We start from the raw sequence: 11,436 nt of genomic DNA, 5'->3' as shown, positions 1-11,436 counted from the left end.
AGCAACAGGGCGAGAAGCGGGGCGGACATGGCGCGGCACGGTGGGCGGGGCTGGTACGGCAGAGTGGTCGCGGCGGCGGTCGGGGTGACGGCGGTGGCCGCCGCCACATCCGTGTGGACCGCGCAGGCCGGCCAGACCGGGGAGCAGCCGGCGGCGCGCCCGGCCGCCCGGAAACCGGTGCCCGTCGCCGCCACCATCGTCCACGCGTCCGACGGCGGCGACCGCGCGGTCAACATCACCATCGACGACGGCCCGGACCCGTCGTGGACCCCGCAGGTGCTGCAGGTGCTCAAGGACAACGGCGTGAAGGCGACGTTCTGCATGGTCGGCACCCAGGCGCAGGCCCACCCCGACATGGTCAAGCGGGTCGTGGCGGCCGGGCACCGGCTGTGCGACCACACCGTGTCGCACGACACCACCATGGACAAGAAGTCCGAGGCCTATCAGTCGCAGCAGATCCTGGACGCCGAACGCCAGATCACCACGGCGTCCGGGGGCGTACGGCCGATGTACTACCGGGCCCCGGGCGGTGCGTTCACCCCATACAGCCGGCACCTCGCCGCCTCGCACGGCATGCGGCCGCTGGGCTGGAACGTCGACTCCAAGGACTTCGAGCGGCCCGGCACGGACGCCATCGTCAACACCGTCAAGACCGAGCTGACCAACGGCCCGACCCTGCTCTTCCACGACGCCGGCGGCGACCGCTCCCAGACCGTGGCCGCCCTGCGCACGCTTCTCCCCTGGCTGAAGCAGCAGGGATACTCCTTCGGCTTTCCCATGCACTGAGCCGAACAGGCGCGGGGATGGCGGCCGGTCGACATGACCGGCCGGCCGCCGTCACCCACCCGGCAGTGGCGGACAGCACCGCCGGGCGGGACTCGCGCCCCTTCCAGTTCTAGAAGCGGACCTCTTCGCACGCGCGCCCCCGGGATTCCATGTGGCCGTCGACGTGCTCCCAGCCCTCGGCGCAGAGCACCGCCCCGTTCGGCAGATCCCGGCCCACCGGCACGGTGTACTTCTGGTGGTAGCCCCAGAAGCCCGTGGCGCTGTTCCGGTCGATGCCGCCGCCCCAGATGTGGAAGTGCCCGGTGAAGTCGCCGTTCCAGGTGGTCGACGCCGACACCCGCTCGACCCGGAGCCCCGACCCCTCGACACTGATGCAGGTCCGGCCGTTGCAGCCCGCCGCCCCCGCCTCGGCCGAAGGCGTTCCGGTCAACACGAGCGCCACCAGGCTCACCAGCCCCAGCCCCGCCCGCAGCATCCACCCTGTCGTCACGCTCATGAGTCACGCCTCCATCAGGCATTGATCAACAACGAGACGACCTTGGCAGTCCGGGCTCGCACCTTCCGCATCGAGAGCGCGGATTACATCCGAATGGCGGATACGCCGACGGTCACACGTTTCAAGCAGTGGATGCTCCAACGCATCCGATTCCCTGGTTACTTCACCTCTTGACGCCTTTGGTGCAGACCTTTACGTTGCACCGGGCGTCGACGTTTCGCCCTCCGCCCAGCGTTCACGTGCATGAACCACCCCTCCCTTTCTCCGTCCTGCAACCCCCACACGACAGGAGCCACACATGCACGGTGCCAGAGCGTCGTCATCCTCTCTTCTGCTGCGGCTGCTGCTTCTCCTGGCCGTGCTCCTCGGCATGGCCGGCGCGCCCGCGCAGGCCGCGCCACGGGCCACGGCAGCGCCCTTCAAGGTGCTGGCCCTGTACAACGGCACCTGGGACGCGGCGCACATCAGCTTCGTCAAAGAAGCGAACGAGTGGTTTCCGAGACAGGCCGCGGCCAACGGGTTCACCTACACCGCCAGCAACAACTGGGACCTGCTGACCAACGGCGGGGTGAACACGTACCAGGTGGTCCTCTTCCTCGACGACCTGCCGCAGACGGCGGCCCAACGCGCGGGATTCGAGCAGTACATGCGCTCCGGCGGCGCCTGGATGGGCTTCCACGTCTCGGCGTTCACCACGAACGCCTCGGGCTGGTCCTGGTACCACAACCAGTTCCTTGGCTCGGGCAATTTCAAGTCCAACACCTGGGGCCCGACCACGGCCGTGCTGCGCGTGGAGGACCGTACCCACGCCGCGACGAAGAACCTGCCGGCCACGTTCACCTCGTCGGTCAGCGAGTGGTACAGCTGGTCCAACGACCTGCGCCAGAACCCCGACATCAGAATCCTCGCGTCCATAGACCCGAGCAGCTTCCCGCTCGGCACGGACCCGAACCAGACCTGGTACAGCGGCTACTACCCGATCCTGTGGACGAACACCAAGTACCGGATGCTGTACGCGAACTTCGGCCACAACGCGATGAACTACGACACCGACACCCCGCTGTCCTCGACCTTCGCCAGTGAGACGCAGAACCGGTTCGTCCTCGACGGCCTGAAGTGGCTCGGCGGGGCGTCCGACACCCAGCCGCCGGCCGGCCCCATCTCCGAGACCTCGTGGTACACGCTGCGCAACGCCGGCAACGGCACCTGCGTGGACGCCCGGGGCGCGGCCACCGCCAACGGCACGGTGATCCAGCAGTACGCCTGCAACGGCACCGCCGCCCAGCAGTACCAGTTCCGGTCCACCGACAGCGGGTATCTGCGTATCACCGATCGGGCCAACCCCCAGCAGGTCGTCGACGTCACCGACCGGTCCACCGCCGAAGGCGCCCCGCTCCAGCTGTGGTCCTACTCCGGCGGTCAGAACCAGCAGTGGCGCCCGGTGCAGCAGACCGACGGCAGCTTCAGCTTCGTGGCCCGGCACAGCGGCAAGTGCCTCAGTGCCGCGTCCTCGGCCGCCGACAGCGTCCAGCTGACCCAGCGCACCTGCGACAGTTCCCCCGCCCAGAGCTTCCGCCTCGCCGAGCAGCCCTGACAGGAACGGCTCAGGAGAGGGCGGCCGGTTCGTCCGGGCGCGCAGCCGGCCCGTCCACCGTGGAGGGCCGCGCGCCCGGTCGTCGGCCCGGAACGGCCGGCCCGCCCTGCCGGAGCGGCAGGGCGGGCCCGGTGGGTGCGCGGGTGTGCCTCCTCGCTGTAGGTCAGCGCCTGGTGTCGTCCAGGGCGCTGTCGGGGATCCACGAGCCGTGGATTCCGGCGGTCACCCGTCGGGGCAGGTGGACGGTGGCGACCGGGTCGAGGCCGGACGCGTCGAGGACCAGTAGCTGCGAGGCGTCCTGCTTGAGGTCGGACACGACGGTGAGCAGGTAGCCGTCGTCCTCACGGATGGCTCCGGCGGCGGGGACGAACACGGCCTCGCTGGGCAGCCGTGCGTCGCCGGCCTGGTGGATGCGGCGGGCACCGGTGGTGCGGTCGTACTTGACGATGCCGTAGCCGCCGAAGCCCTTCTCGTCGGGGAAGGAGATGGCGTACTGGTAGCGGTTCTCGGTGCCCAGGTAGTCCTCGTTGAGGGTCGGGAACTCCACCGCGAGGTCGTCGATGATCTGCTCGTCCACAGTACCCGCGGCCATGTCGATGACCCAGCGGCGGGTGTAGGAGCGGGCGTTGGGCTCGGCGCCGCGTCCGGGAGCGCCGGTCCACCAGTTCCAGGAGAGGTGGAAGCCCTCACGGTCCACGGTGGGGCCCTCCAGGACGATGCGGCCCTGGCCGTCTTCGTAGGCGTTGGAGACGTGCAGCATGTTGCCCGGTTCGATGGAGAACCAGCGGATGTGCCGGGTGCCGTCCTCCTCACGCGGCATGACACCGATGCGGGCAGGGTGCTGGTCGCTCCAGCCGTAGGGGATGCCGGAGTGTTCGGTGGGATCGAAGGTGACGTTGCCCTCGATGAAGACCACGTGGCGGCGGGTGATGGCGAAGTCGTGCTTGAGGGAGGCGGTCGCTCCCGGGATCTCGGCGCTGTGGATGATCTCGCCCTTGGCGTCGGCGACGTAGTACATCAGGAACGGCGGGAACGGCGCGGACCCGAAGAAGTGGAGTTCGCCCGTCACCGGGTCCTCCTTGGGGTGCGCGGTCATCGCGGTGCGCAGCTTGCCGTCGAAGTCATGGGCGCCGACGGTGTCCAGGTCCCGGGTGAGCTCGAAGGGGAGGTTCGCCTCGCAGAGCGCCAGCAGGCGTCCGGCGTGCTCGATGACATGGGTTCCCGCGGTGCTGACGGTCAGGTCGGGGCCGCGCTCGGTCATGTAGGGGGCGCCGTCGAGGGCGGGGGTGTGCACCCAGCGGTTGCGGTACCACTCGGCGCGCCCCTCCCTCAGCCGGATGCCGTGGACCATGCCACTGCCCTTGAACCAGTGGGTGGGGGTGACGCCGGGCTTGGGGTTGTGGCCGTTGCGGAGCAGCCGGCCGCTCAGCTCGGTGGGCAGGGTGCCCTCGACGGTGAGTCCGGTGACGGTGATCTCGTCGGCGACGGGGGTGTAGTGGCCGGTCAGATAGGGCTTGTCAGCAGTCATGGCAGAAACCTCTTTCGGTGGTTGTCTTGCTTTGTCAGGCGGTCTTTTCGGCCTGGGCCTTGAGGCGGCAGAGCCAGTTCTCCAGGGAGTCGTGGAGGGCCTTGCCGAGGTGGTCGGCCGCGGCCTCGACCGGGGCGCCGCTCCAGGACTCCTCGGTGTGGACGGTGACGTGGCCGTCGTTCTGTTCGAACGTCCACACATGAACGCCGGTGATGCCGTCGGCCGGTCCGCCCCACACGATCCGCTCGCCGGGGACGAGTTCGCGCACGGTGGAGGTGATGTCCAGGCCGTGGGTTCGCCAGCTGAAGGAGTTGCCGGGCAGCAGCGGACCGTCGAGCACGGCCCGGTCGACGTCCGTGTTCCAGGTGGGCCAGGCCGCGATGTCGGTGTGCAGGGCCCACACCGTCGCGAGCGGGGCGTCGATCACGGTGCTCAGGCGGACGATGACGGGGGCGGTCTCGTCGATGGTGACCATGGCTGTACTTCCTGTCTCGATGGCGTGCGTGGAGGTGTGGCGTGCGTGTGCTTGTGCCGGTGGTGCGACCGGTCTTTCGGTTCAGCTGATCCGGGAGGTCTGCGGGTCGAAAGCCGGGCGAGTGGAGGTGGTTGCGGTCTGCGGTCCGGTGCGCCGGGTGAGCAGCATCGCGAGGAGAGCTGTTGCGGCCAGCACGGCGGCGGAGACCGTGAAGGCGGTCCGGTAGCCGGCGGTGAGGGACTCCAGATGAGGCTGATGCGTGGACGCGTGGGCGGTGACGGAGCCGGCGAGGGTGGCCAGGGCCGCGAGGCCGATCGCGCCGCCGACCTGTCGGGTGGTGTTCACCAGGCCGCCGGCCAGGCCCGCGTCCTGGGGCGGGACGCCGTCCACGGCGAGTGCGGTGAGCTGGACGAAGGCGATGCTCAGGCCGAGGCCGACGAGGATGCTCGGACCGAGGACGTCGGCGAGATAGCTCCCGTCAGCGCTGATCCGGGACAGCCACAGCAGGCCTGCGGCCTCGGTGAACAGGGCCGCAGTCACGGTCGCGGTGGCGCCGATGCGCCGGGAGATGCGCGGGGCGAGGGTGGATCCGAGCATGTTGGCGGCGGCGAGGGGGAGTTGGCCCGCTCCGGTCGCCAGGGGACTGGATCCGAGGACCTGTTGCTGGTAGAGCGGCAGGAAGAAGAACAGGGCGATCCACACGGACCCCAGCAGGGCCATCAGCAGGTTGCCCGCAGCCACCCGGCCCGTGGTGAACAGCCTCGGCGGTATGAGCGCGTTCGGCCGGCGGAGCTCGATCACGGCGAAGGCCGCGAGCAGGGTGGCGGCGGCGCCGAGGGCGCCCAGCACCCGGCCGTCCGTCCAGCCCGCGCCGCGTGCGGTGGTCAGTCCCCAGACCAGGCAGGTCAGGGCGAGGCTGACGGTGGCGGTGCCCAGCAGGTCGAACCGCCCGGCCCTGCGGCCGACCGTCCGTGGGACGAGGGCCGCGACGGCGGTCAGGACGAGCGCCGCCCCGAGCGCGACGGAGTAGAAGATCCATGGCCAGCCCCACGCCTGTGTGAGAACACCGCCCAGCAGGACGCCGCCCGCTCCTCCCGCCCCGGAGACCGCGCCCCACACGCCCAGTGCCCTGCCGCGGCCGGGGCCGGACGGGAACAGGTCCATGGCCAGGGCGAGCGCGGCCGGGGCGATGGCTGCGGCACCGAGGCCCTGAACGACACGGGCCGCGATCAGCATGCCCGGGGAGGCGGCCGCTCCCGCTGCCAGCGAGGCAGCCGCGAACAGAGCGAGGCCGACGACCAGCACCCGGCGGCGACCGAGCAGGTCGGCCGCCCGCCCTCCTGCCAGCAGCAGCGCTCCGAACGCCAGACCGTAGGCGTTGACCACCCAGGTGGTGCCAGTGTCCGACAGGCCGGCCCCCGCGCGGATCTGCGGCAGCGCGACGTTCACGATCGAGGTGGCGAGCATGACGGTGAACTGGGCTGCGGCGAGCAGCGCGAGCAGGGCTGCCTGCCGAGGGGCGGCGGGCGGCGTCCGCTCCGGCTGTGTCCGTTGGAGGTTCATGGCGCACAGACTCGTGCGGGGCGGTGTCCACTATCCAGGCCCGGCAGAGGCGTTGACTGTCCACTCCTGTCCGCACCTGTCCACCCGGTCCTGCCGAGGGCGTGCGCCTGCCGTTCCTATCCGGGGCCGTGCAGCTCCTGCTGCCACAGGGCCTCGCAGAGCAGGTCGAGGCCCTGGCGCAGGTGGCGCCGGTAGGTGCCGTACGGAAGGCCGAGGCGGCGGGCGGCGGCCTCCTGGGTGGGCGCGCCGGAGAAGTAGCCCGTCGTCAGGGCCTCGCGGGCGCGAACGCCGCGCGGGTCGCGCGCGAGGTCGTCGACGGCCTGGCGCAGCAGGACGCGCAGCTCTTCGACGGGGTCGGAGAAGTCGGCGGCCAGGCGGGTGCGGGTCAGGGCGCAGACGGCGAAGGCGGCCGGGTCGCGCCAGAGCGGCAGGGCTTCGCGTACGGCCTGGTCGAACGTGCCGCGCGAGACGCCCGCCGGCCCGGACTGGGTCGGTACGTCGGTGGCAGATATGAAATGGCGAAGCCAGGTCTCGACGGGCACCTGGCGCCAGTCGACGCTGAACAGCCCGTAGGTGTGCTCGCCGACCCGCGGTCGCGCTCCGGTGTCGCCGAGGGTTCCCTTGACGCGCTCGGCCCAGGTCTCGGCGTCCCGCCAGACGGCGAAGCCGTAGGCGCGCCCGTGCGCACGTGCGGACTCCGCCTGGGCGCGGGAACTGCTCAAGTCGATGACACGCGAGGGGATCTGGTAGCGCTCGGGATAGATCGAGAAGCGGCTGATGCCGATGTGTTCGCCGGGGCTCACCGGCGCGGTGGCGTCGGTGTGCTCCCACGCTGCGGCGACGACAGGATCGGTGGCCAGGTCCTGGGGGTCGGGAGGGGCCGGCAGAGCGAGCCGGGCCGTGAACGCCACCGTCCGGCCCGTGCTCACCAGACGGTAGACGCTGAAGGCCTGCGGCTGACGCTGCGCCCAGTAGCGGACCAGTTCCGCCGAGGCAGGTCCCTCGGTCTCCTCCGCCATCCGCAGCACCACGTCCATGTCGTCCGGGTGCAGCGAGCGGTCGTGCACCTCGTCCTCGCGGGACCAGGTGCGGAGCCGGGCCAGGAATTTCCCCTCTCGGAAGAGGTAGAAGAGCTCGTCGGTGACGGTCCAGACCCGCTCCTCCGGTGCCTCCCGCAGCAGGCGCAGATACTCCTCCGCCAACCGCCGGCGCATCGTCACGAAGGCATGGGGAGCCCGCCAGCGCAGGTCGGCTGCCAGCGTCTCGCGTGCGGCGTCGTGCGGGTGGAGGCCCCGGGAAGTGGACTCCATGAAGGGCAGGTCCCTCAGCCAGGAGAAGAGAAGGTGGGCGTCCTCCTCGGGCAGCACCGCGGTGAGCAGTTCCTCGGACGTCGAGTGCGCCTGTGCCGCCACCTCCAGGGCGCGGCGGTGGGCCGCCGTGGGCACCTCACCTATCAGCCCCGCCAGCAGGGTTCGCAGGACATCGGCCGAAGGGGCCCAGATCTCCTCCCTGCCGCAGCCCGTCGATCCGGCGGCTGCCGCGAGGGACAGAGCCAGCGGGTTGCCGCCGGCGAAGTCGAGCACCCGCTCCCGCAGCTCGGGCCGGACCTGCGCCGTGGCCAGCAGACTTCTGGCCTGCTCCGTCGAGAACGGCCGCAGTTCACGGACGTACAGGACCCCGGCCCAGGCCGGATCAGCGGTCCACTGCGGCTGCGGCGCGAGCCGGCCCGCCAGGACCACCAACGCGCCGTCTCCGGCGCGAGGCAGGAAACGCTGCCACAACCAGCTCTCCAGCCACTGACAGTGCTCGAAGGAGTCCAGGACCAGGACCGTACCGGGAACGTCCAGGAAGGCACCGGCCACGCGCTCGAAATCTGCCGGGTCCCGGCTGACGAAGCGGCCGTCGAGTTCGACGAGCGGCCGGCCCGCCGCACGAGCCTGGTCCACCATGGACCGCAGCAGCGTCGACTTCCCTATGCCGCCCGGCCCGAACACGTAGAACGCGAACGGCGCCTGCGGATCGCCGGCCAACGCCTCCCCGAAGCACCCGAGTTCCTCCTCCCGGCCCAGGAAAGCCCGCTCGCGCGCGCGGCTCAGTCTCTCCCCCACGGACGCCATGGCGGCTCCCCTTCCCATGTCCCAGTACCGGACAGCCATGTCCGAAGGTACCCACCGGTCCTCGTGGAGGCAGGCACCGGCGCACAGTGCGTGCGGCGGCGGTCAGGCCCCCTTCCTTCAGAAGGCCGGAGCTCTCCGGAGGTTCCGTCCGTGTCTCATGTGATGAGCCCCAGCTTCCCGCCGTCGGGGTGCCCGATGATCAGGAGGGTGGCTTCTTCGACGGGGAGCCTTGGGCGGGGGTGAAGTCCACGGAGAGGGCTGCGGGGCCTCGGGTGTACAGGCCGGTCTCCCGGTAGCGGAAGCCTGGGGTGCGGCGGACCTGGTCGAGCAGGGACAGAAGCATCGCGGCGACCGTCTCGATCTCGGCGCGTGCGAAGGCTGCCCCGACGCACTGGTGGAGTCCGGTCCCGAAGGCCAGGTGCTGGGCGGCGGCCGTGAAGGAGCGGGCGGTGCCGAGGTCCGGGCGATGGATGTCGAAGGTGTCCGGGGCGGTGAAGGCGTCGGGGTCGCGGTTGGCCGCGGCGATCATGCAGAAGACGGTGGCACCTGCCGGGACGGTGGTGCCGGCGAACACGGTGTCCCGCTCCGCCTGGCGGGGGATGAGCTGGACAGGTGGGGTGTAGCGCAGTGTCTCGGCGATCGCGGCAGGCAGCAGGGCCGGGTCCTGACGGACCTGCGCCATCTGGTCGGGGTGGTCGATCAGGTGCTTGAAGAGGAGGGCGAGAGTCTTGTCGGCGGGCTCGGTGGCGGCGGCCAGGACGTTGATGATGAGCGCGGTCACGTCGCGGTTGCTCATGGCGATGCCGTCGAACTCGGCGGTGCAGAGCTTCGATATCAGGTCTTCGCCGGGGTGGCGGCGGCGCTGTTCGATGACGGGGACGAGGTAGGCCTCCAGTTGCTCGGCGCAGTCCATGCAGTGCCGTCGGCGTTCGGGGGTGAGGAGGATGCTGGTGATGAACTCGGCGACCCCGCTGTGCCAGGCGGCGACCTGCTGCCAGTCCTTCCTGTCCAGGCCGAGGACGTCGAGCGTGACATGGACGGCGAGGGGTCTGCCGAAGTCGTTCACGAGGTCCACCCGGCCCCGGGGAAGGAAGGGTGCGATGAGTTCGGCGGCGTTGGCGTGGATGGCGCGAATCTGGTCTTGCAGCGCTTGCCCGGTGAAGGCCCGGACGACGATCTTTCGCTTGGCGGTGTGCTCGGCCCCGGTCATCTGGGCGAGGACAGGCCCGCGCATCACCGGCTCGGCGCGTACCTGCAGTGTTTCGGTGGTGAACGCCTCATGGTCGGTCAGCACCCGCTTCACGTCCCGGTGGCGGGAAAGGAAATAGCTGTCGATCGCCGGCTCGTGATGCACCGGTGCCTGCTCCCTCAGCCCCGCGAAGGAGCGGTAGGGGTCGGCGGCGAAGTCCTCGGACAGGACGCTGAAGGGGGGATCGGCCATGCGCACGGCCGAAAGCTTCTCAGAGCGCGCGGAGAGAGCAGGAGCCGGGGCCGCCGCGGAACATCAGAGGTCTCGGGGAGCGTGGGTCGGCCCCGGGACGGACTGCGCGGCGAGCCGGGCCGGCGACGATCTACTGCCGTGACCCCGGTCCGCCCCCGGCCTGCAACCGGGGGCACACCCTGCATTCAGGCCTGCATTCAGGCCTGAATGCAGGCCCTGACCGGCAGTCGGGACACACCGCGCAGGCTCACCAGGCCGTTCCACTCGACCTTGCCGTCGATGGTCAGGCCGGGGAAACGGCGGGCCAACTCTCCCAGCGCCACCCTGCCTTCCACACGGGCCAGCGTCGCGCCGAGACAGTGGTGCATACCGCCGCCGAAGGAGAGGTGACGGCGGGCGTTGTCCCGGTCCAGTCTCAGTTCCTCCGCGTCGGGTCCCCAGAACGACTCGTCACGGTTGGCCCCGGCGAGGTTGGCGAGGATGAACGCCCCGGCCGGGATGTCGTGGCCGCCGACACGGTACGGCTCCAGCGTCACGCGCCTGCTGTAGTGGACGGGAGGGTAGTAGCGGAGCACCTCCTCGACGGCGTTGTGCTCCAGTTCCGGCCTGGACCGCAGCAGTTCGAGCTGCTCGGGATGGCGCAGCAGGGCGAGGGCGCCGCCGGATATCAGGTTCACACTCGTCTCGTAGCCGGCGACGTAGAGCATGGTGACCTGGGCGACCAGCTCGTCGTGGGTCAGCTTGTCCCCGTCGTGCTCGGCGGCGATGAGCGCGGTGAGCAGGTCGTCGCCGGGCTCCCGCCGCTTCTGGGAGACGGCCTCGTCGACCAGCCCGAAGATCTCCGCGTCGGCTGCCTCGATGACCCTCATCACCTCGGGGTCCATGGTCAGTTCGACGGAACGCATCAGCAGGGTGGTGAGCATCCGCATGTGCTGCGTGTCGATCGGGGGCATCCCGAGCATCCGTGAGATCACGGTGAAGGGCAGGGGAAACGCCAGCGACTCGACCAGATCTCCGCCGCCGGCCTCGGCGATGCCGTCGAGCGCCTCGTCGACGAGAGCGCGGATCATCGGCTCCAGGGCGTTGATGGCACGTACGGTGAAGGCCTGGGTGACCAGCCTGCGCAGGCGAGTGTGGTCCGGCGGGTCCCGGTCCAGGAGGGCGAGCCCCTTCAGGCGCGGCTTGTCCGTGACACCCGCCTTCGCGTAGGCGTCGCGGAACGGCCCGGGGGCGACCCGGCTCTGCTCGACGGAGAGCCCTGAGCGCAGCAGCTCGGCCACGTCGTCGTAGCGCGAGAGCATCCAGAATCCGCCCGGGTGCTCGTGCACCGGCACGCGGGTGCGCAACTCGGCGTAGTGGGGATACGGGTCGGCCATGAACTCAGGCGTGAACGGATAGAAGATCATGGGATCGGTCTGCGGCACGGTGCTCACGGT

At 70.5% G+C, this 11,436-nt stretch carries 9 protein-coding genes; 2 read left to right on the top strand and 7 right to left on the bottom strand.

Annotated features, from left to right (window positions below; translation table 11 throughout):
- Window positions 1–27 precede the first annotated feature (27 nt).
- A complete protein-coding gene (locus ACIRU3_RS26330; RefSeq protein ID WP_404060761.1) occupies window positions 28–786 on the top strand; it encodes a polysaccharide deacetylase family protein in 759 nt (252 codons plus the stop codon).
- A gap of 109 nt (window positions 787–895) precedes the next feature.
- Here the strand turns inward: ACIRU3_RS26330 and ACIRU3_RS26325 are convergent, their stop codons facing one another.
- On the bottom strand, window positions 896–1,282 hold the full coding sequence (locus ACIRU3_RS26325) for a hypothetical protein (RefSeq protein WP_404060758.1): 387 nt from the start codon (window positions 1,280–1,282) through the stop codon (window positions 896–898).
- A 298-nt stretch (window positions 1,283–1,580) separates the two neighbouring features.
- Between ACIRU3_RS26325 and ACIRU3_RS26320 the strand changes: the two genes are divergently transcribed.
- A complete protein-coding gene (locus ACIRU3_RS26320) occupies window positions 1,581–2,876 on the top strand; it encodes a ThuA domain-containing protein (protein ID WP_404060755.1) in 1,296 nt (431 codons plus the stop codon).
- Between the two features lie 163 nt (window positions 2,877–3,039).
- Here the strand turns inward: ACIRU3_RS26320 and ACIRU3_RS26315 are convergent, their stop codons facing one another.
- From ACIRU3_RS26315 to ACIRU3_RS26290, 6 genes are all read right to left on the bottom strand, one after another.
- Entirely contained in the window at window positions 3,040–4,404 is a 1,365-nt protein-coding gene (locus tag ACIRU3_RS26315) for a carotenoid oxygenase family protein (protein ID WP_404060752.1), read from the bottom strand.
- Window positions 4,405–4,438: 34 nt separating this feature from the next.
- Window positions 4,439–4,879: an SRPBCC family protein gene (locus ACIRU3_RS26310; protein ID WP_404060749.1), complete on the bottom strand. Its 441-nt coding sequence runs from the start codon at window positions 4,877–4,879 to the stop codon at window positions 4,439–4,441.
- An 81-nt stretch (window positions 4,880–4,960) separates the two neighbouring features.
- A complete protein-coding gene (locus ACIRU3_RS26305) occupies window positions 4,961–6,442 on the bottom strand; it encodes an MFS transporter (RefSeq protein ID WP_404060746.1) in 1,482 nt (493 codons plus the stop codon).
- A gap of 116 nt (window positions 6,443–6,558) precedes the next feature.
- Window positions 6,559–8,559 carry an ATP-binding protein gene (locus ACIRU3_RS26300; protein ID WP_404060744.1) on the bottom strand — a complete coding sequence of 667 codons (2,001 nt, stop codon included), beginning with the start codon at window positions 8,557–8,559 and terminating at the stop codon, window positions 6,559–6,561.
- Window positions 8,560–8,758: 199 nt separating this feature from the next.
- Window positions 8,759–10,000, bottom strand: coding sequence for a cytochrome P450, cyclodipeptide synthase-associated (locus ACIRU3_RS26295; RefSeq protein WP_404060741.1), 1,242 nt, complete (start codon window positions 9,998–10,000; stop codon window positions 8,759–8,761).
- A 197-nt stretch (window positions 10,001–10,197) separates the two neighbouring features.
- Window positions 10,198–11,433 (bottom strand): cytochrome P450, encoded by a 1,236-nt coding sequence (locus tag ACIRU3_RS26290; RefSeq protein WP_404060739.1) that lies wholly within the window; start codon window positions 11,431–11,433, stop codon window positions 10,198–10,200.
- Between the last annotated feature and the right edge of the window lie 3 nt (window positions 11,434–11,436).

The organism is Streptomyces sp. NPDC101151 (genome assembly GCF_044768335.1).
Lineage (GTDB): Bacteria > Actinomycetota > Actinomycetes > Streptomycetales > Streptomycetaceae > Streptomyces.
Note: the sequence above shows the minus strand (reverse complement) of the source record. Positions and strands in the feature narration are given on the sequence as shown.

What these genes read in the sequence shown, in the direction of transcription:
- ACIRU3_RS26295 (WP_404060741.1), bottom strand. Translation starts at nt 10,000, where the DNA reads ATGGCCGATCCCCCCTTCAGCGTCCTGTCCGAGGACTTCGCCGCCGAC.
- ACIRU3_RS26310 (WP_404060749.1), bottom strand. Translation starts at nt 4,879, where the DNA reads ATGGTCACCATCGACGAGACCGCCCCCGTCATCGTCCGCCTGAGCACC.
- ACIRU3_RS26305 (WP_404060746.1), bottom strand. Translation starts at nt 6,442, where the DNA reads ATGAACCTCCAACGGACACAGCCGGAGCGGACGCCGCCCGCCGCCCCT.
- ACIRU3_RS26330 (WP_404060761.1), top strand. Translation starts at nt 28, where the DNA reads ATGGCGCGGCACGGTGGGCGGGGCTGGTACGGCAGAGTGGTCGCGGCG.
- ACIRU3_RS26325 (WP_404060758.1), bottom strand. Translation starts at nt 1,282, where the DNA reads ATGAGCGTGACGACAGGGTGGATGCTGCGGGCGGGGCTGGGGCTGGTG.
- ACIRU3_RS26320 (WP_404060755.1), top strand. Translation starts at nt 1,581, where the DNA reads ATGCACGGTGCCAGAGCGTCGTCATCCTCTCTTCTGCTGCGGCTGCTG.
- ACIRU3_RS26315 (WP_404060752.1), bottom strand. Translation starts at nt 4,404, where the DNA reads ATGACTGCTGACAAGCCCTATCTGACCGGCCACTACACCCCCGTCGCC.
- ACIRU3_RS26300 (WP_404060744.1), bottom strand. Translation starts at nt 8,559, where the DNA reads ATGGCGTCCGTGGGGGAGAGACTGAGCCGCGCGCGCGAGCGGGCTTTC.